The sequence below is a fragment of the Bacillus timonensis genome (genome assembly GCF_000285535.1).
In the GTDB taxonomy this organism is placed as follows: Bacteria; Bacillota; Bacilli; order Bacillales; family Bacillaceae_L; genus Ferdinandcohnia; species Ferdinandcohnia timonensis.
On the sequence record NZ_HE610987.1, the window covers coordinates 516127 to 538063 of the forward strand.

General features: G+C 37.5%; 16 protein-coding genes and 1 riboswitch. Of the genes, 2 read left to right on the forward strand and 14 right to left on the reverse strand.

The annotated features are described in order from the left end of the window. Positions 1-89 precede the first annotated feature (89 nt). Complete coding sequence (locus BTHG_RS16865) at positions 90-1265, forward strand: tetracycline resistance MFS efflux pump (protein ID WP_010677910.1); 1176 nt, start codon at positions 90-92, stop codon at positions 1263-1265. A gap of 92 nt (positions 1266-1357) precedes the next feature. Here BTHG_RS16865 and BTHG_RS16870 read toward each other — a convergent pair whose 3' ends face one another. The 3 genes from BTHG_RS16870 to BTHG_RS16880 form a co-directional block, all read right to left on the reverse strand. After that, positions 1358-2287, reverse strand: a complete 930-nt coding sequence (locus BTHG_RS16870) for an ATP-grasp domain-containing protein (RefSeq protein WP_010677911.1) — start codon at positions 2285-2287, stop codon at positions 1358-1360. A 110-nt stretch (positions 2288-2397) separates the two neighbouring features. Beyond that, positions 2398-2898, reverse strand: a complete 501-nt coding sequence (gene queF / locus BTHG_RS16875) for a preQ(1) synthase (protein ID WP_010677912.1) — start codon at positions 2896-2898, stop codon at positions 2398-2400. A gap of 135 nt (positions 2899-3033) precedes the next feature. Further along, positions 3034-3081, reverse strand: a riboswitch (PreQ1 riboswitch). A 116-nt stretch (positions 3082-3197) separates the two neighbouring features. Continuing rightward, on the reverse strand, positions 3198-4538 hold the full coding sequence (locus BTHG_RS16880; protein ID WP_010677913.1) for an FAD-dependent oxidoreductase: 1341 nt from the start codon (positions 4536-4538) through the stop codon (positions 3198-3200). A gap of 191 nt (positions 4539-4729) precedes the next feature. Here BTHG_RS16880 and BTHG_RS16885 point away from each other — a divergent pair, with 191 nt between their 5' ends. Continuing rightward, positions 4730-6112, forward strand: coding sequence for a Glu/Leu/Phe/Val family dehydrogenase (locus BTHG_RS16885; protein WP_042342101.1), 1383 nt, complete (start codon positions 4730-4732; stop codon positions 6110-6112). A 342-nt stretch (positions 6113-6454) separates the two neighbouring features. Here the strand turns inward: BTHG_RS16885 and uxuA are convergent, their stop codons facing one another. From uxuA to BTHG_RS16940, 11 genes are all read right to left on the reverse strand, one after another. Continuing rightward, positions 6455-7537 (reverse strand): mannonate dehydratase, encoded by a 1083-nt coding sequence (uxuA, locus tag BTHG_RS16890; RefSeq protein ID WP_010677915.1) that lies wholly within the window; start codon positions 7535-7537, stop codon positions 6455-6457. Between the two features lie 49 nt (positions 7538-7586). Next, positions 7587-8378 (reverse strand): Nif3-like dinuclear metal center hexameric protein, encoded by a 792-nt coding sequence (locus tag BTHG_RS16895; RefSeq protein WP_010677916.1) that lies wholly within the window; start codon positions 8376-8378, stop codon positions 7587-7589. A gap of 51 nt (positions 8379-8429) precedes the next feature. Further along, the gene (gene arfA / locus BTHG_RS16900) at positions 8430-9950 is read right to left on the reverse strand and encodes an arabinosylfuranosidase ArfA (protein ID WP_010677917.1); all 1521 of its coding nucleotides are present in this window, start codon (positions 9948-9950) and stop codon (positions 8430-8432) included. A 13-nt stretch (positions 9951-9963) separates the two neighbouring features. After that, entirely contained in the window at positions 9964-13401 is a 3438-nt protein-coding gene (locus tag BTHG_RS16905; RefSeq protein WP_010677918.1) for a glycoside hydrolase family 2 TIM barrel-domain containing protein, read from the reverse strand. Positions 13402-13537: 136 nt separating this feature from the next. Further along, complete coding sequence (locus tag BTHG_RS16910; protein WP_010677919.1) at positions 13538-15634, reverse strand: alpha-glucuronidase family glycosyl hydrolase; 2097 nt, start codon at positions 15632-15634, stop codon at positions 13538-13540. Between the two features lie 61 nt (positions 15635-15695). Beyond that, on the reverse strand, positions 15696-16382 hold the full coding sequence (locus BTHG_RS16915) for a YesL family protein (RefSeq protein ID WP_010677920.1): 687 nt from the start codon (positions 16380-16382) through the stop codon (positions 15696-15698). A 120-nt stretch (positions 16383-16502) separates the two neighbouring features. Then, positions 16503-18146, reverse strand: a complete 1644-nt coding sequence (locus tag BTHG_RS16920) for an ABC transporter substrate-binding protein (RefSeq protein WP_010677921.1) — start codon at positions 18144-18146, stop codon at positions 16503-16505. A gap of 57 nt (positions 18147-18203) precedes the next feature. Next, positions 18204-19076 carry a carbohydrate ABC transporter permease gene (locus BTHG_RS16925; RefSeq protein ID WP_010677922.1) on the reverse strand — a complete coding sequence of 291 codons (873 nt, stop codon included), beginning with the start codon at positions 19074-19076 and terminating at the stop codon, positions 18204-18206. 13 nt (positions 19077-19089) lie between these two features. After that, a complete protein-coding gene (locus tag BTHG_RS16930) occupies positions 19090-20058 on the reverse strand; it encodes an ABC transporter permease (protein WP_010677923.1) in 969 nt (322 codons plus the stop codon). 208 nt (positions 20059-20266) lie between these two features. Next, a complete protein-coding gene (locus BTHG_RS16935) occupies positions 20267-20935 on the reverse strand; it encodes a bifunctional 4-hydroxy-2-oxoglutarate aldolase/2-dehydro-3-deoxy-phosphogluconate aldolase (protein WP_010677924.1) in 669 nt (222 codons plus the stop codon). Positions 20936-20969: 34 nt separating this feature from the next. Continuing rightward, positions 20970-21923 (reverse strand): sugar kinase, encoded by a 954-nt coding sequence (locus tag BTHG_RS16940; protein WP_010677925.1) that lies wholly within the window; start codon positions 21921-21923, stop codon positions 20970-20972. Positions 21924-21937 lie beyond the last annotated feature (14 nt).

Here is a 21937-nt window from a genome sequence, read left to right on the forward strand (position 1 = left end):
TTTTTGACTCTTCCCCCCCCCAAAACTTTTAAATTATCTTCATTTAATTTATTATAAGAAGGGAAGCTATCATACTGGAGTGACATATTTTGGATACAAAAAAAGCGTTACCTATCTTATTTGCAGTTATGTTTTTGGTTTACGTCGGGTTTGGAATCATAATTCCTGTTATACCGTTTTATGCAGAAGACCTCGGTGCTTCACCAACGGAACTAGGACTTCTCATGGCGGTCTATTCCTTGATGCAATTCTTATTTGCACCGATGTGGGGAAGAGTTTCCGATCGAATTGGTCGTAAGCCTGTTATTATGGTTGGTATTTTCGGCCTTGCCGTTTCATTTTTTTTAATGGCCTTATCTACAGAGTTATGGATGCTTTTTGCGGCTAGAATCATTGGAGGTTTTCTTTCTGCTGCAAATATGCCAACAGTTATGGCCTATGCTGCCGATATTACGTCGGAGGAAGACCGTGCTAAAGGTATGGGAGTCATTGGTGCATCAATTGGACTAGGGTTTATTTTTGGTCCAGCAATTGGTGGCATTTTTTCAAAAACTGACTTACAGATGCCATTTTACATAGCAGGAATCTTATCCTTACTAACTTTTTTCTTAGTCATGTTAGTTCTCAAGGAATCATTACAAAAAGAGGAACGTCACCAAACAAATCGAAAAAGAACTGGTCTATTAAAAGCGCTTAACGGTCCGGAAAGTGTTCTGTTTTTCCTATCTTTATTTATCACCTTGTCTTTATCAGGGCTCGAGGCAACCTTTGCCTACTTTGCTGCTGAAAAAGCCGGGTTGGGCACAACTGAGCTTGGTTATATTTTTATGATTATGGGGCTGGCTGGAGCGATTGTACAAGGCGGGCTAGTCGGAAGATTGACAAAACGCTTTGGTGAAGGCTTTGTCATCCAAATCGGTATTTTCATATCTGCTTTAGGATTCTTTCTTATTTTATATACGAAGGATTTCCTTACAGCCGCAATTTATTTGACGGTATTTGGAGTCGGAAATGGTGTGATTCGACCAGCTGTTTCAGCTTTATTAACGAAACGTTCCAAAACTGGACATGGAAGTGTCACAGGGCTATTATCTTCCTTCGATTCACTAGGAAGAATTCTTGGACCTGTTTTAGGTGGCTGGCTATACACGTTCTCCCTCGGATTACCTTATATCTCAGGTATCTTCCTGTCAGCCGTCGCATTTGTTTTATTTAAAATTTATTCAGCAAAAACAGCAAAAGCAACAAAAACAAATGTAGGGTAGCAGAGATGCTACCCTTTTCTAATTCTTTCACTCCACTAACCGGATGAAGATCTAATAGGAGCCACAGGAACCGTCCCCGTGGTCCCTGGTCCCTATAAAGCTTCTCCAAGGAATTTTGCTAGTTCGAGCATTCCATATTTTTCGGCTTTGGCCTCGGCGTCGGAATTGTAGTTTGTGTTTGTGTTTACATCGTAGGTGAAGGTTTCACCTGCAGCATTTTTCACAAATTCAATACCCGCTACATCAATTTTAACTGCTTTTAGAAAGGCTTCGTAACGCGCAATCAATTCTGGATCAACATCTTCTGTTATTTCGAACTTAGGACGCACTTCCGCCTCATCCCCTACAGGACAAAACTGATCTCCAATCTGGCAAGCATCTGCTGGGCATAGCTCAAAACCGTCTGATGTATCGACTCTGACAGAATAGATATATTTGCCACCCACAAATTCTGCTCTTGTAATATACGATTCTGGTGATTGGATATACTCCTGAATCAATGTAATTCCATCAATCGGCTCTTCAAACGCAGGGCTGTTCACATATGATTTTAATGCTTCTACTGATTGAAATAATTGCACCCCAAGCCCCTTACCAGCTCGATTATGCTTTGTGATAAAAGGCGTTGTCCCTAACTTTTCAGCTGCTTCTATGATTTGCTCAAGGCCGACCGCACCGATTGTTTTCGGAGTACGAATACCATTTGCTTCAAGTGCTGTGTATTGTTTAATTTTGCTTAACTCAAGACGTAAGGCATTACTGCCATTAAATACAGTACGATTATGAAATTCTAGCCAATCAAGAATCCCACCGGTCAACTCAGGTGCAAATCGGTGATCTCTTGTATGCGAAGAAGCACTCATTCGATTATAAAACACACCCTCAGGTGGAACCGATGTTAAATCAATTAATCCTTTATCAAGATGCCATGCCTCATATGGAAGTTGTAATTCATCTAATCGTTTTGTTAAATGGGCAGTCCACTCATCGTTTTCATGAATAATATATATTTTTTTAGACATTCGAATTCTCCTTAATCCCCATTATTCTTATATGTATTATCTTATTTCATCAAACAATGATGTGCAAACAAAAAGAACCGTAGAAACGGTTCTCACTATGTGCTTTACGCTTATCGGTTATCTACTTTCTCAGGGTAAAGGTCATGGTTCATCAAACGGAACTGTGCCATTTCCTCATATTTCGTACCTGGCTTCCCATAGTTACACCATGGATCAATCGAAATTCCACCACGTGGCGTGAATTTCCCCCATACTTCGATGTAACGAGGATCAAGAAGTTTAATAAGGTCATTCATGATAATGTTCACGCAATCCTCGTGAAAATCGCCATGATTCCGAAAACTAAATAAATATAATTTTAAAGACTTACTTTCAACAATCTTCTTATCTGGGATATATGAAATGTACATTGTTGCAAAGTCCGGCTGGTGCGTAAGTGGGCAAAGACTCGTGAACTCTGGGCAATTGAACTTTACAAAATAATCACGGTCTGTATGTAAATTGTCGACCGCCTCCAAAACTTCTGGTGCATAATCAAAACTATATTGCGTGTTTTGATTCCCAAGTAATGTTAAATCCTTCAATCCTTCTTCATGACTTCTTCCAGACATAAAAAAACCTCCCTGTAAAATGTTGTCCCAACATCTTATAGAGTGATTCACCTTCTACCTATCTATTTTGCAAAAACTAGGATGGATAAAAATACGAAAAAAGCCACGTCCAATATGGACATGGCATAATGTCATGTATCCATAGTTTTTTATAGAGGGTTTTCAGCTATGAACCTCTCCCGATGACATTCGGGTATCCATATCATATCTTATAAGACTCTTTGTAAAACGTCAAGATAAGACATGATCATCTTCTTTGTTAAAAAGTAGCAGTACACGATAACCGTTTCCCTCGTCCTTCATTTTACTCTTCTTGCAGCCTGCTGAATTGGGTCCCAAACCCCATTGTATGGGGGTGCATATGCTAAGTCTAAATCTACTAATTCCTCAATTGTCATGGAGTGAAAAAGGGAAGTTGATAGTACATCTATTCGTTTATCTACACCTCTTTCACCAATGATTTGTCCGCCAAGAAGCTTATGGGTTTCTTTATGATAGACCAATTTCACGGTCATCTTTTTCGCATCTGGATAATAGCCCGCAATGTCTCGCGCCTGAATGGCTACAGAAGCAACCGGTATATTCAACCCTTCCGCTTCCTTTTCAGAAAGTCCAGTTCTTCCAAGAGTTAAATCAAAAAATTTCATAACCGATGTTCCTACAACGCCTTTAAAGGTTTTATGTAAATTAACCATATTTAAGCCCGCAATCTGACCTTGTTTGTTTGCATGAGTACCAAGGGGAATATAATCATCCCGCTCTTTTATTCGATGAAACTGTGTTGCACAGTCTCCAGCAGCAAAAATATCCTTAACATTTGTTTGCATACAGGAATTTACTTGGATTGCTCCCTTCACCCCGGTTACGATTCCAGCTTCCTTACTAAATTCTGTATTTGGTTTAACTCCCACCGCAATTAACACCAAATCTGTTTTGATTTCACCTTTATCTGTTTTTACATACTCAACAAAACTTTCCCCGATAAAACCCTCTACAGTTTCACCAAGCCTAAGCTTGATATTTTGCTTCATTGCTTCATCATGAACAAGGTCTGCAAGTTCTCGATCAAAAATGCCAGCAAGCTGCTCATTTCTATCAATGATAGTTACATTTTTACCTAATTCCACAAAGTTTTCAGCCATTTCAATGCCGATATAACCTCCTCCAATGATGGTTACATCTTTTATATCACGGTATCCTTTGTATAAGTAATCTAAAATTTCTTCGGTATCCGGTATTGTCTTTAAAGTGAATATGCCCTGTAGTGTTTTTCCTTCCCAGTTCGGCACAACTGGACTTGCCCCTGTTGCAATAAGTAACCGATCATAAGCAAGATCAAAGGTTTCTCCAGTGGAATGGTTCACTCCTGTCACAACCTTTTGTGTCGCATCAATGCTTTTCACCTCATGAAAAACTCGAGCATCAATTCCATATTTTTCTTGAAATTCCTTTTGCGTTCTTGCTATCACTTTATTTGTGGACTCAATCTTCCCTCCTATTACATAGGGCAACCCACATTGACCATATGAATAGTTCCCTCCTTTTTCGAGTACCGTAATCGAATGTCCTGTACTATTCCGTACAATCTGCATAGCAGCACTCATTCCCGCTGCATCTCCACCAATAATAATAAAATGCATCTCTATCCCTCCATCCTGTTATTTTCCTTTATTTCGCGACTTTTAAACCAACATCTTATTTGGGACACAGGGACAGGTCCGTTGTCCCAGTATAAAATGGAGGCTCACAGAACCAATCCACAATTCTCAACCCCACATAATCTTTCTCCATGTGTTACAATTAATTGTAACAACGCTTTCAACAAGGAGGAATGAAATTGAATAAAACAAAACAGATTGTTCAAAAATCATTAGATGCCTTAATGAAGGATGATACCTTTATTCCTGAGCTAACGGGGGAAACCCGAGAGCAAGCTTTTACCTCACTCGCCTCAATACTTTCTACTCCGAATCATGTACATAAATCTTTTTTACGAATTCCATTAGAAAATGGTAAAGTCGTTCGCATTCCAGCCTACCGTGTTCAGCATAATAATGCTTTAGGTCCTTACAAAGGGGGAATTCGTTTCCACGAAACCGTTAATGAGGATGAAGTGATTAATCTTGCATCTTTAATGACTTTAAAAAATGCCCTTCATGACGTTCCTTTCGGCGGAGGAAAAGGTGGCCTCGTGGTCAATCCTCGAACACTTTCTGAAAAGGAACTACATTTAATTTGTAAAAAATACGTTCGATACTTTGCAGACAGTCTCGGTCCTGATAAGGATATTCCTGCACCTGACGTGGGTTCAGGGGAGCGTGAGATGGATTGGATGATGGCTGAATATAAAAGTATTCGACCTGGCACGCCCTATCGTGGTAGTTTTACTGGAAAAAGCGTGGTCAACGGTGGCTCATTAGGAAGACGTGAAGCTACAGGAAAAGGAGTATATTTTACCTTCCGTTATCTCTTTCATGATTTTCTTAAAAGCCAAAAAAGATTACTTTCCAAAACCGACAATGTGTTTGCAAAGACGGTTGCTGCATTTGAAAATAAACCATTAAAGCTTGCTGTCCAAGGCTTTGGTAATGTTGGTTCAGTAGCAGCCTTAGAAGCTTATCAATGTTCCAATCTACAAAATAAAATTGTGGCGGTTAGTGACCGAAACATTTCATTGTTCAATGAGGACGGTTTGAACATTCCTTCTCTCGTAAAATTCACTAAGGGTAACAAAGGGGACCTCCCTGTATCTGACGAGGAATTGGCTGTTGCTGGAGTGAAGGCAGATATTCTTGACCGAGAGGCTATTCTTTATCTAGAGGTAGATGCGCTTATTCTCGCAGCCTTGGAGGATCAAATCCATAACGATAATATGGAGAAAATAAAAGCACCGATTATTGTCGAGGGGGCGAATGCACCGATTACAAAGGATGCGGACGATTTCTTGAGTAAAAAAGGTGTGTTTATTATACCCGACATCCTTGCCAATGCGGGCGGAGTTATCGTTTCTTACTTAGAGTGGTTACAAGGGCGTGAAACTCAATTTTATTCCGAGGAAGAAGTGTTTAGTCAGCTATTTAAGAAAATGAAAGAAACATTGGATTCGATTTTACCGGCGTTTTTCGGTGATTCCTTCACTTTAAGACAAAATTGTTATATTCAATCTGTGATGCGATTATCGACAGTTCTATATCGCCAAGGAAAACTGTATTAATGAAAGGTAAAAGCGGCAGCCTGGGCCGCTTTTTATATTGGCTAGTGAAGGGATTTTCAAGTCTCGTTACCTTGCGAATAGTCGTTCATCCGCCTTATGAAAGACTTTCTAAATCTTGTTGTCTCGCTAATGGTCCTTCATCCGCCTTATGAAGGACTCTCTAAATCTTGTTGTCTCGCTAATGGTCCTTCATCCACCTTATGAAGTACACTCCGAACTTCGTTTTCTCACGAACAGTCCTGCTTCCACTTTATGAGGGACTCTCAGAAACTCGTTTTCTCACGAACAGTCCTTCATCCGCCTTATGGATGTCCCCAATCCTCGTTTTCTCGCCAAAAATCCTTAAAGCACTTCTTTTTCCTTTACTCTTTTCTCTAGACTATCCCAAACACCTAACATATACATAACACCCATTGCACGATCATATAGTCCATAACCAGGTCTGCAATGTTTTTCTTCTCCCCACAGATGACGGCCGTGATCTGGACGTGCGAATCCTTTAAATCCAAGGTCATGATAAGCTTTTATCACCTCGTAAATATCAACACTTCCATCTTTGCCACGATGAGATACTTCAATAAAATCTCCATTCTCAAATACTTTAATGTTTCGAATATGAGCAAAATGGATTCGGTCATGGAATTCTCGAATCATGGTAGGTAAATCATTTTCTGGATTAGAACCTAATGAGCCAGTACAAAATGTTAACCCATTATATGGACTATCAACAAGGTCTAGTATTCTTTTAATATTATCCCGACTATGTACAATGCGTGGTAACCCGAAGATTGGCCATGGTGGATCATCTGGGTGGATCGCCATTTTTACATCATGCTCCTCACAAACAGGTATGACCCTTTCTAAGAAATACTTTAAATTCTCAACAAGTTTTTCTTCTGTTACGTCTTCATAGGCAGTAAATAATTCATCTAATTTTTCTAAACGCTCAGGCTCCCATCCAGGCATTGAAAAATTACCATTACCTAGAATTCGTTTTACCATTTCATTCGGATTATCCGTAATAGCCGATTTTTCATAGAAAAAGGCATTTGAACCGTCTGGTAGTTCTTTAAATAAATCTGTTCTCGTCCAATCAAAAACAGGCATGAAGTTATAGCAGATTACTTTAACTCCCACACTAGCAAGTTTTTTAATCGTATCTATATAAATATCAATATATTTATCTCTAGTTGGTAGACCAATTTTTATATCATCGTGAACATTTACACTTTCAACTATTTCTGGGCTAAATCCTTTACTACGGATTTGTTTAACAACTTCTTGAATTCTCTCGATTTCCCACACTTCACCTGCAACTTTATCATGGAGTGACCAAACGATTCCCTCCACACCTGGAATTTGGCGTATATGGTCAAGTGTTATTGAATCGTTCCCCTCTCCATACCATCTCCAAGACATTTTCATCGTACATCAGCTCTCCTCAGTTTGAATGGATTACTCTTGATGATTTCTATTACATCATTTCAAAGCAAGATTCATTTGGAATAAAATATACCGGAATTTCCTGAAACATCTGTTGCAACTTATCCGCTAAATAGCTCATACCAGGTTCTTCACTTTCTGCATGTCCTATAACAAGTAACGCTTTTTCTTTTCCTTGACTAATGGAATCCCTTACATATTCAGGAGTCTCCCATTCAGGTCCTTCTCCGTATATCACTAAGTCAAGATCATGATTTTCAAAGAAAGGAATAGCTGTTGAGCCAGAACCTCTATACCCAACTAATATACCAACTCGCTTAACTTGCTTTTCTGGATTCCCCATAAAGCGTACATATTTTATGTGTAATTTATTCTTCAAATGGTCAGCAACTTCTTTTGCGGTCATTCCAGGTAGGGAGATAATAGTCGCTGCTGGTTGATGCTCCACAACATAATCATCCCAACCAAGATTAGTAACTAAGCCCAACATAATGCCATCAGGCTGATATCTATGCCAATAGTCATGAAAACGAAAAATGGCAATACCGGAGTCCTTGATTAGTTTCTTCTTTTGATCAATGACTTCGTTTTTTCCAAAATCGGTTTGATCCCAATGGCTATAAAATAGGCCTTCATGTGTTATTAGCAGATTTGCTCCCAATTCAATTGCTTTATGAATCGTATTATAAGTGGGCATAAATGAAACAGCGATACCTGTTACTTGTGAACTTGGTAATCCAGATTTTAAGGTATCCACTGTATTCTCTATATGACCTAACGAAGTTGTTAAATGATTGATAATATCTTGAACAGTTACCTCCATACCCCATGTCCTTCCATAAAAAGATTCGGTACCAATGTCTTCATTCCAAAACTAACAATCCTTTTTATTTCGTAATCGAATCATATTCCAAGACATCTTTGGTAAAACTGCGACTAACTTATCACCTTCTAAGTATGATTGACCATTTGAATTCGGTTGAACTTGTTGGTTGTGAAGGCGATTCACAGCTTTCGGATTTTCATTTTCTAATACGATATGTTCAACTAATTCATACTCCGTAAAGGAACGGGTATCTACATCCACAAGTAATGTATGTTCTAAATGACGGTTAATCGCAAAAATAACTAACTCATCTGTTTCCTCGTTATAGACGACAGATTGATCAAGATATGGTACATCCGTAAAATCTTTACTATCATATTTCGGTGATTCCACCATCGAATGAAGGACAGTCCCACGCCCGTATACTGATGTGTAATAATAAGGATAGAAAATAGTTTGCTTCCATACACCGCCACCATTTTCAGTCATGATCGGTGCAATTACATTGATTAGCTGAGCCATGCATGCCATTTTAACCCGGTCCGCATGATTGAGCAGCGTGTTTAACATACTCCCTACTAGTAGAGCATCCTCAAATGTGTAAATGTCCTCTAATAACGGTGGTGCAATGGACCACGGGTCTACCTTTTTATCCTGTGAATTTGAGTGGTACCACACATTCCATTCATCAAAGCTTAACATCATCGTCTTTTTACTTCTCTTTTTAGCTTTGATATAATCACATGTCGCTATTACAGAATGTATAAAATGGTCCATTTCCATTGACTTCGCGAGGAAATTAGCTGTATCGTTTTCCTGGTTTCCAAAGTATTGGTGCAAGGAAATATAATTTGCATATTCATAAGTATGCTCCAATGTTTCTGCTTCCCAATCTGGAAAAGTAGCCATGCCTGAACCCGAACTACCACAGCTTACTAGTTCAATAGAAGGGTCAACTTGTCTCATCGCTTTAGCCGTTTCAGCAGCTAACCGTCCGTATTCATATGCGGTCTTTTGACCGATTTGCCAAGGACCATCCATTTCGTTGCCTAAACACCAAACTTTAATATTGTGAGGATTGTTGTAACCATGCTCTCTTCTTAGGTCACTCCAGTAAGTGCCACTTGGATGATTACAATATTCTACTAGATTGCGAGCCGCATCAATCCCCCGTGTCCCAAGATTAACTGCTAACATAACGTCTGCATTAACCTTTTCGGCCCATTCAACAAATTCGTTCGTTCCCACTTCATTCGTTTCCAGTGACCGCCACGCTAACTCTAAACGGCGTGGGCGTTTTTCTTTAGGACCAACTCCGTCTTCCCAGTTATAAGCCGAAACCATATTACCACCTGGATATCGAATGATTGGTACTTGTAATTCCTTTACTACATCAATAACATCTTGGCGGAACCCATTCTTATCTGCAGTCGGATGGGTTGGTTCGTATAACCCACCATAAACTGCACGCCCTAGTTGCTCTACGAACGATCCATAGATTCGCTTGTCAACCTCTGAAACTTTATAGGACTTATCAATAAACATTTTTGCATGTAAAACTCTATCCATCCTTTCAAACCTCCTATTCAAAACGAAACCAACTAAAATCAAAATTACTTCCGGGTAGAAAAATAAATGTCACAGTTTGGGTATTCGTTATCTTTTTTATTTCAAATATTCGTTCTACATAGTTATCACTTTGCGTAAATTCAATCATTTGGTTACTCTCGATTTCCTTATTGGAGAACCGAATATGAATTGTATTTTTATCAATCGGTGATCGACCACAAATGACTATCTTTGAAGCACCTGTTTTACCAAATTTCAGCCCATCAAACACAAGCGAAACATTATTTCCAATACCTTCTACTGAATTATCTAGGAGTGTAAATGTGTCTCCATAAATTTGATTACATTCTGTAGCAAAATTTTGTTCAAATGCTCGATTTTTTTCTTCGAAGGAAAATCCTTTCAGATGAACCTTTTTATTAAAAACAAAACAGAGCGACGTTATCCCACGAAGAATTTTGGATAGACGGTACGTTTCTTCCTGGTACACATTCCATTTTGATTTCTTTTGGTAAATAACATCAGCTATTAATTCACTACCTTCTTCATCGGGCATACCTTCCCAAATCTGTAATGAATATTCTTCATCTGACAATGTAAAAATTGGAACAGTAATTGTGTCTGCACCAATGTCACCAAAATCGATGTCTCGGAATCCAACCTGGGTTTCTCCGTCTCTACTTGTCGCGATACCTCGTTCATTTCCATTGCTTACTTCACCTTTGCTGTAGTCATAAAGGCCTGCAGAAATAAAACGATAAGGATTTTTATGCACTTTTCCGAGTCCTTCTGCCGTAAATTCCAATTCGGAAATAAGTTTTATCTTATCCGTACCATTTTTACTTGTGCAGCGGACACGAAAAATTCCATCACCTAAAGCCGTCACCGTTGCTTCATGGCCACTTGGTTTAATTTTGGCAATCGTAGATGTGATTCCAGCATCATTTACGACACTCCACTCTACTTCCTGGTACGTCGTATTTTCTGGGTATAATTGAATACGAACCGTCTTTTCTTTATTTCCTACATCGAAGTGTTGTCCAGTCTCGCTTATGATTTCAATTTTTCGTACAGGTACTTCCTCACCATGCCCCATAACGATAGGCAATTCTTTATTGCTCGTGTTTGCGGTGATTCCCATTACGTCTGTTTCCCTTGCTGGCAATGCTTCAAATTGTAATGTTCCCGCCTTCAAACCAGCAGAAGATACTGTCAATTGAATACTTCCAGCTGTTGTTGTCGCAGCTATGATTGCCATTAATTTCCCACTAAACAGCCGTCTACTTGTTCCCTTATAAGAATCATAGTCTGTACTATCACCATTATCTAAACCAACTAATCTTCCTGCTCCTGTTAGCTCAACGTGAACCCGATTTGTTGCGTTTTCCACAAGGTTTCCATCTTCGTCTTCTGTTACAATTTCAACAAAAATTAAATCAGTTCCATTTGCCGTTATGGTTCCTCTGTCTGGTTTCAGTGTGATTTTTTTGGCATCGCCAAATGATTTTTTCCAATCTGTCGCAATCACTTGATCATACTCATCATATGCAATGGCCTTTAGTTCACCTTTGTTATAGGGAACTTTCCAACTACCCACTAAATTCTTTCCGTGTTTATGATCTATTTCATGAGTGCCGATTGTTTTACCATTTAGTTGCAATTCAATTTTCGGTGCATTCGAACAAACACGAACATCAATTACTTGACCTTCATTAAAATCCCAGTATGGAAAAATATGTACCATCGGACTCTGTTTATAATCCGTCCATTCGGCTTGATACATATAATAGGAATCCTTTTTAAAAGTGGCTGTATCAATCTGACCGAAGTATGAGTTTTTCGTATGATAAGGTGTTGGTTCACCAATATAGTCAAAGCCAGTCCAAATAAATTGGCCTAGTGAAAATGGTGTATCGCGATCCGCAATGATACAGGCTTCCGTTGATTTTGCTCCCCAACTTGTTGAACTATTCCCTAGCGAAGAGCATTGTTCATCATCATCAGCCAAAATCGATTGTTCATATGGGAAGTGATAAATCCCTCTACTTTGGACAACCGACCCTGTTTCACTGCCGTATATGATCCAGTCCGGATGCTTCGTATGATGTTCCTCATAATATTTTTCAGCGTAATTATAACCAGCAATCTTCACAATATCTGCACACTTTTGGGCATTTTCCCAAGGCATGTAGTTCGACCCGATTGTGACTTTAGCATTTTCCTTCGGATCATATTTTTTCACTTCTTCCGTGAGCATTTTTGTGATTTCTAGTCCACGTTCATCTGCATGTGTATCATATATTTCATTTCCAATACTCCACATCAATAAGCTCGGATGGTTTCGATCCCGCTTTACCCAACTTTTCACATCAGCCTTTGCCCACTCTTTAAAAAACCTTGCATAATCATAAGTAGTCTTCGGCCGCTCCCACATATCAAAAGCTTCAGATATGATAAGGAAACCCATTTCATCTGCTAAATCCATCCACTCTTTCGCAGGCATATTATGAGCCGTCCGGATTGCATTAACACCCATATCCTTTAAGATTTCAAATCTTCTTCTTAATGCACTTTTATTAAATGCTGCTCCTAATGCACCTAAATCATGATGCTCGCATACACCATTTAATTTCATGTTCTTATCATTCAAAAAGAAACCTTTACTAGGATCTAAAACAATAGAACGAAAGCCGACATTTTGAGTAATTGATTCTAGGATATCTCCAGTCTCTATACTCTTTAACTCCGTTTTCAGTTGGTATAAATTTGGGGCGTCGACACTCCAAAGTAAAGGGTTTGAAATGAGTAAAAGCTGGCTATTGAGTATAATCGGATTGTCCATCTGTGGATCCAGCTGTATTGATTCCACTGCAACCGTTTCACCCTTGTACATAATGGAATGGTTTAAGACAACTGATTCATAAATAGTAGCTTCTGTTTCAACTTCAACGGTCCAATTTTGTCCCACTTGTTTCGTAGATATGTAGATTCCATCTGTAACGATGTGGTTCTTCTCTCTTACTTTTAACCATACATTTCGATAGATACCTGCTCCTGAGTACCACCGACTATTTGGGCTTTGATGGACGACCTTCACGATAATTTCATTTTCACCGGAAATTAATGCGTCTGTTATATCATGTTCAAATGACGAATAACCGTTTTTCCATTCCCCGATTAGTTGTTGATTCACATAAAGTGTGGAGTCCATATAGACGCCATCAAAGGCTAATACTATTCGTTCTTTGTCACGATTCTTATAATGAAATTTTTTACGATACCAGCCAATGCTGTTTTCATACAAATCTAACGTATTATAAATGAGCCAATCATGAGGGATATCAACAGCTTGAAACTGTAAATGACCACAATCAGTTACACCGAGTTCGCTTTTTGCAAATTCCCATCCATCATTAAAAAGGACTTTCTTATTTCTCGCTTCATATAGCATGACGAATATGTTCCTCCCCTATAGGTGAGTAGGCACCTTATTTGGTTCCTAAAGTCTAAACGATTTAAAAAAGGGAACTATATTTCTACGATAGTTCCCTGTTCATTTATAGATATCTATTACTTACTTGGTATGCTCAATAAATTTTTCTATTCTTTTCGTCCGCAATCCCAGATTTTCTATAGAAGTACGTGTTGATAATATCTCGCCATTCTTTTGAATGTTCAGCCTGTTCTTCTAATCGGGCTAGGATATCCTGGTAACGCTCACTGTCTATTTTTCCTTCAAGCTGTTTCCAAGTAGCTACTAATTCAGCGGCTTGTTCAACTCCATCAAAATGAGTGTTATAGATATGTTGAATGACTGTCTCCCCTGACTTCAACTTATGTGTATATGGAACGTGGTGGAAGAATAATAGCAACTCATCTGGGCAAGTCTCTAACGACTCATACATTTCCATATTTTCTTTAAAGTATTGGCTTGTATAACCTGTACCTGATTGAACTGTACGATCAACTCCAATACCTTTCCAATCTGCAAAATGATATGTACCCCATCTGTCATATTCATATCCATCTACATTTGGGCCATAGTGGTGGTTTGGATTTACCATCCAGCCAACACCAAGTGGAGCTGTATAATTTTCATAAATACTCCAAGAGTTTAACAACATGGATGATATTTTTTCGTGAACATCGACATCATGTCCAAATGTTTGAAGAATCCATTCTGTTGTGATTGTTTCAACTGCTAAGTCTGGATTCCAAATGAGACGTCCGTATCCATATAGATTTGCTTGAGCTAATGTATGGCCAGTCCAGTTATAGTCGAGTCCCACATTTACTACAGCTGCAATCCCACTATATTCAAAACCGAATAATGAACCATCGACAATATTTTTAATCTTTGAACCTTTACCTCTAGCGAACGTATCAAATTCTAAAATCTCTTTCCACTGCGGAATGAGGTAGCAAAGATGTCTTTGTTGACCCGTATATTCTTGAGTAATCTGGAATTCTAGCATTTGATTTGTTTTTTCCATCGCTCCAAACAGCGGTGAATTGGCTTCACGAACCTGAAAATCCATTGGTCCATTTTTTATTTGTAAAATTACATTGGACAAAAATTGGCCATCTAATGGCTTGAAATGATCATAAGCCGCTCTAGCTCTATCGGTAGAGCGATCACGCCAGTCTTGTAGGCAGTTATAGACAAAACATCTCCAAATCACAATACCGTTAAATGGCGCTAGTGCTTCTGCTAACATATTTGCTCCGTCAGCATGATTTCTGCCATATGTGAATGGACCAGGACGGTGTTCAGAATCAGCCTTTACAAGGAAACCACCAAAGTCAGGTATATATTTGTAAATAATTTTTGCTTGTTCTTTCCACCAAGTACGGACATTCTCATCTAGTGGATCAGCTGTTTGAATGTCGCTTAATTGAATCGGACTTGCATAATTAACACTTAAGAAGGTTTGAATTCCGTAAGCTCTAAATATACCTGCTACATTTGCAACTTCATCTAAATACGTCTCTGTAATTAAGTTCGTCTCTACTTCATGAACGTTTACATTATTAAGAGTAATGGCATTTATCCCTACAGAAGCTAGCATTCTAGCATAGTCCTTTATTCTCTTACTATCTGAAGTTATTTTATTTTCATTGTAAAAAATGGATTTACCAGCATATCCTCTTTCAATACTTCCGTCGATATTGTCCCAATGGTTAATCATTCTTAATTGATTTTTGGGATTTTCAACAATTGATAGTTGACTAATATCCCCATGACACTGCAATTCTCTTAATAGGTGAAAAGCAGCATACAGCAAACCTTTGTCAGTTTTAGCAGTCAACAGTAGTCTTGAAATTCCATTTTGGGTAAATGCCTTTAGGATATAACCATCTTGTCTTACATTTGCTAGTTCAACCTCTGATAGGTCAAAATGAGAATCATTTACGTAATCAATCGTTCCTAAAATGATTCCGCTATCGCTGATATTTTCTGTTACTTGCAGTTCTTTACCTAACATAGAATGAATCCCTTGTTTAAGCTCAGTAACTGCTGTATCAATTACTTCCGAACGATTCATAACTGTTACATGAGAACAAAACGGGAGATATTTATTCTTTACTTCACTTTCTGATATCTCTTCAAATTTAAGCCAACTAGCGTAACTTTTACTATGCTTTTCTGCAAGAATACTCGCTGTCGTTTCTAACTTCGTCAATCAAAACTCCTCCAAACTGTTAATAGATCTATGCTTTCTCTAAAAATATAGTTGATTTTAACTACTCGGATTTAGTAAAGTTTGTTTGCACATCCTCCACTAAATCTTTGCTATTGAGCAAAATTAAATAAAAAATGAGGATGGCGAAGAATAAGATTAGGAAATTATTTGTTAGTGAAATGATAAATAACGAAATAAAAATAATCCCGATATTTCCTAATGTAATCTTTAATTTTCGTATGATATAGTATGCAGATAATCTATATAAATCTCTCAATCTAAAGGCAAAGTTCAGGTTTATGATGAATGCATTAAGTACCATAAGAGAAATTAAGCCAGATGCCAACAAGAAGAAAATGGACAAGACAGTAGAAAAACTAGATTCACTTACAATAAAATATTGAAGGTCTACAAAAAAAACAAACAGTAAAACTAATGATGGTATCCATAGTTTCATTGAATCTTTAAAGTTTTTCTTATAACCCGTAAAAAAATCCTTTGTTGGAGAGAGGTCCTTATCTTTTAGCATTTTATCTAAACAATAGAAAAGAGCTGATATAGAAGGTCCTGTCGGAATTAATGCTAAAAAATATAAAGGGATATTTGAAAAATCTCGCTCTAAAGTCATAAAAAATAGTAGAAAAACGACATTCGTCAAAACAAAATATAGATTTAGCATGAATAACCAATATATGTGATTACCTAACGTAAATACGATTCCTTCTCCATAGACCCTTTTTGTGTTCATGATTCGTAAACCTCATTTCATATTTAAATCTGCGGCTGTCAACTTATGAAAATTGGCTGTGAAAAAATGCTTCCTCACAGCCAACTTTTAAAATTTCAATTAAAACCTTACGTAAAAAGCTTATTTATTATTCTCTTTATATTCTTCATACGCACCGTTTACAATTTCAAGGAATTTATCCATACCTTTTGATTTAAGTTCAGCAACATATGCATCCCATTCAGAAAGGTCACGGTCACCTAAGATAAATTGTAACGTACTTGTTTTCGCAAAGTCATTTAACGGTGTGCTTACTAATGTTAATTGTTCGCTTTGCATTTGATCCATTGGATATGGAGGTGCTGGATCAACAACTGTTTTTGTAGAAAGAATCATATCCTGGAATTTAACTTCTTCTTCATTCATCATAGAATGTAATAATTCTGTTGTACCACCGTATGAAAATACTCCACCGGAGAATCCGTTTTCAACACGAAGGTCTTTCGTGCCAGTTGGGTTAAGACCTAAATAGTTCCAAGGATCTAACAGGGTACGTTTACCGCTATCATCTTTTGTAAAGTGTTCGTCTTCAACACCCCATTTAGTTAACTCTTGTCCTTCATCACTATAATAGAGCCAGTCAATAAATTGCATCATAGCTTTAAAGTTCGGATCATCTTTTGCTTTCGAAGAGAACATAATACCATTTTCAAGTTTTGTACCGTTTAATTTATGTCCTGCTGGACCACCTGGTACATTAATTTTTACAATTTCGTAATTTCCTTTACCTAAAGTTTCATCCATAACTCCTCGTACTCTTACAAGTTCTTGGAAGTTAGTAGCCATTACGAAAGATTCACCATTTACAAATTTTGATTCTGCTTGATCGTCTTCTTGAGTGAAGCTTTCTCTATCAAGTAAACCTTCTTCAACCAATGAGTGGAAATATGTTAACATCTCTTTGTATTCATCAGTAGCAGGAGCAAATACAAACTCTTCATTTTCTCTATCGAAATAAGCTCCATTACCTAGTCCCCAACCACCAATTGTGCCGAAAGAGCCTGAAGCAAAGTTAAGTGTAGAATCAAATTTCCATCTGTCAGAATAAGGAGTCTTGTCAGGATAAATTTCTTTTAGTTTTACTAATGCATCATGTAATTCATCCCAAGTTGTAGGTAGCTCAATATTATTTTCATCAAAAATATCTTTTCTCACCATTAACGTATAATCTTGCCAAACGTTTTCGTGTAATCCAGGTAAAACATAGAACTTACCGTCTTTTTGTCGTAATCCATCAAGATAGCCTTCTAATTCCCACTTTTCTACTTTATCTTTAAAGTTAGGCATCCAGTCAATATAGTCACTTACAGGAAGAATTGCACCTGAAGAAACGAAAGGACCTTCTTGGCCAGGATATGTTTTAGGAATGATAAGTGGAGCATCACCAGAACTAATTAATAAACTTCTCTTTTGTTCATAGTCACTCATAGGTACAATTGTCATATCTAATGATACGTTTGTTCTATCAGTGATTTCTTTTAATAATGTCCAGTCAGCTTTATATGGATAAACTGGTTGATCACTAAATAGCATAGAGAATGTTAATGGTTCATTTGCTTTGAAAGTAACATCAACATCATAATCTGCCATTGCTGCTGAATCTTCAATCTTGGATAAATCTTCTTCTTTACTTGCTTCATCACTGCCTTTACAGCCAGCGAGAATAGTGCCAATCATTGTAATAACAGCAACTAGAAGAAAAAGCTTTTTAAAACTTTTACTCATCTTTCTTCCCCCTAAGAGTTTTTTTATATGATGAACTTTGTTAAAAGTAGCATCCAATTATTGTTTTACAGACCCTAACATTATTCCGTGTACGAAATATTTTTGTAAGAATGGATAAACCATAATAATTGGTAAAACAGTTAATACCATCGTAACGGATTTAATGTTCGCTGAAATTTGAGATAGGTCATCTGCACTTGTTGCACCAGAGTTAAGGCTGCCGGTTGCAGCAGAAATTAAGTTTCTCAAATAAATAGTTACCGGGAAAAGTTCTTTTTTATCTAAGTAAAGGAAAGCACTAAACCAAGAGTTCCAGTTTCCTACTGCATAAAATAGAACCATAGTTGCTAATATTGGTTTGGAAAGCGGCAAGATGATTCTAAACATCGTTCCGTATGTGCTACATCCGTCAATAGATGCTGCCTCTTCCAATTCAATCGGCATATTTTCAAAGAAAGATTTCATAATTAACATATTGAAAACACTGATTGCACCTGGGATAACAATTGCCCACATGGTGTTTGTAAATCCTAAGTTGTTAATAAGGATATAGTTTGGAATTAATCCACCGTTAAAGAACATCGTAAATACGGCAAATTTAATAAAAAAGTTTCTTCCTGCTAAACGTTTTTTAGATAACGCATAGGCAAACATCGTTGTCATCACAATATTGATTGTTGTTCCAACTACTGTATAAATGATGGTGTTTTTATAATTCGTCCAAAACATTGCATCAGCCATAACCGTCTTATACGTATCGATATTGAATCCTTTTGGTAATAGACTAACTTGTCCACTACGAATGGCTGCTTCACTACTGAATGATTGAGCAATGATATTTACAAAAGGAAAGAGCGTTAGAAAAACAATAAATAGTAAGATTACTATATTAAATACCTTGAATACTTTATAAGAAGCTGATTCTTTCATGAGATCCCTTCCTTTACCATAAGCTTGTTTCTGTTAGCTTTTTCGAAATAAAGTTTGCTGATAAAACTAACGTCAACCCAATTATTGATTCGAATAGACCAATTGCTGTTGCATAACTGAAGTTACTAGACTCTAAACCTATTCTGTAAAGGTAAGTTGAAATTACATCAGATGTTTCATAGTTTAATGGATTATAAATCAATAAGATTTTCTCAAATCCAACTGCTAACAATGATCCTAGGTTTAAGATTAATAGTGTTACAATCGTTGGCATGATACCAGGTATCGTAATATGAATCGTTTGTTTCCACCTGCTAGCTCCATCCATTTTTGCTGCCTCATAAAGACTTTCATCAATATTTGTTAAAGCTGCTAGATAAAGGATAGCCCCCCAACCTAAGCCTTGCCATAACTCAGAAATGACATAAACAGGTCTGAACCAGTCTGGATCTTGCATGAAGAATATGGGTTCACCCGTGAAATACTTAACAATTGCATTAATCGGACCTGCACTTGACGTTAATTCAAGGATCATTCCTGCCACAATTACAATTGAGAAAAAGTGTGGTAAATAAGATGCTGTCTGTACAAACTTCTTAAACTTTTGACTTCTTAATTCATTTAATAAAAGTGCAAATATAATTGGTGCCGGGAATGTAATTAATAATGTCAAAGCACTTAATGCTAACGTGTTACCGAACACTTCCCAAAATTTCGGATCGTTGATGAACATGTTTATGTAATAAAACCCAACCCATTGTTCACCCCAAATACTTCCTCCTGGAACGAATCTTCGGAACGCAATAATGTTGCCTAACATAGGGCCATATTTAAAAATTAGTAAATAAATTACAGGAAGGATTAACAAGGAATATAATTGCCAATCTTTCCCTAATGTTTTAAGCATACGCTTCCAAACACTTGGGGTTTGGATTTCTATCATTGACTGATTCGTATTGGTACTATGAACAACCTCTTTCATAACTTGCCCTCCCTTTTGATGAGTCTAATTCTCTAAAAAAGATATATATCAATTTTCAACCTATTTACTATCTACAAATAGTTAGTCCGATGAACAAACTATCTTTATAGTTGAATTGTACCATCGGTTCAGGTATTTGTAAACGGTTTCAGGTACATTTTTCGCCAAATTTTTTGAAAATAAATACAATCACTAAACAAACTAAATGTTACGACATTGAATAACGTGAATATTCCTGTTTTCCCCTGGCTTTCTTCACTAAATCACTAAACATTTTTGCTCGTTCTACTAAACTTTCAAAATACGTATCATCCATTTTTACTTTCGTATTCACTAACGTACTACCTACACCTACAGCTACTGCTCCTGCTTCAATATAACTTTCGACATTGGATAAACTAATACCACCGGTAGGCATTAAAGGAATATGTGGTAATGGACCGTGAACATCTTTTAAATATCCCGGACCTACTAAATTGGCAGGAAATACTTTAATTAAATCAGCTCCATGTTCATACCCTGTTAAAATTTCTGTTGGTGTTAATGCTCCTGGAACACTAATAACCCCATATCGTTTTGTCATTTTTATCGTTTCAGGATTAATTGTAGGTGAGAATACAAACTTGGCACCATGCATAATTGCTGTTCTAGCTGTTTCTGGGTCAAGAACAGTTCCTGCACCAGCAATTACTTTATCGCCTAGTTCGACCGCTACCTTTTCAATCAATTTAAGTGCCCCTGGAGTTTCAGCAGTAATCTCAATCCCTTTCACTCCACCCTTACTAAGAGCTTCAGCAATCGGAACAATTGTATCTTCTTTGGCGCCACGAATAACTGCTACAACACCGCTATTTAACATTTGCTCTACTATTGTCATTATCCTCACCTCGTTGAAATGCCTTCTCGATTTTTTATCTTAATACATCAGTTGTTGCGCCACTATTCAAGAATTGCTTTAACTCCCATTGCGAAGGTAGACCTTCAAAATCCCCAGGTATTTGAACAACGTGAGCACCTACTGCATTCCCTATTTCTACTGACTTCTCAACAGTAAAACCACTTAAAAGACCTGAAATAAACCCTGCAGCAAAACCATCTCCTGCTCCAACAGGATCAATGACTTCGTCTACTTCAAAACCTGGAATAAGCTCATAACAATCCTCTTTAAAAACATAAGCTCCTTTTTTACCGTCCTTCATAATGACCAGTTTTGGGCCAGTCTCCAGGAACCGCTTTCCTATTTTTACATAATCAGTCTCGCCAAACATAAATGTTCCCTCTTCTAATCCTGGGAGCACAATATCTGCTAAAGTGGTTAATTCGACCAATACCTCCCTGGCTTTTTCTTCAGACCATAATTTTTTCCTTACATTTGGATCAAAGATGACTTGAACTCCATTCTCTTTTGCAATAGAAATAGCTCTTTTAACAGTTTGATAGCATGAATCACTTAATGCAGGTGTAATCCCAGTTATATGAAGAAACTTTGCCTGTTTAATATAATCCGGATCTAAATCTCGTGGTGTAAGATGACTAGCAGCAGACCCGTTTCGATAATATTGAACAGTGACATTATGACCACTTTTCACTTCTTTAAAATACAGTCCGGTCGGGGCATGAGAATCCGTTTTGACTTGACTTACATCAACCCCCTCCCCTCGAATAAAGGAAATCATTCCTTTCCCAAACTCATCATTCCCCACTTTGCTGATCCAACCAACTTTATGTCCCAGTCGTGCTAATCCAATCGCAACATTGGATTCAGCACCACCATAACGTTTAATAAAGCTTTCAGCATATCTCATAAGTGGAGATGATTGCGGGGTAAACATCACCATCGTTTCACCAATCGTAACAACATCCATACATTTCACTTCCT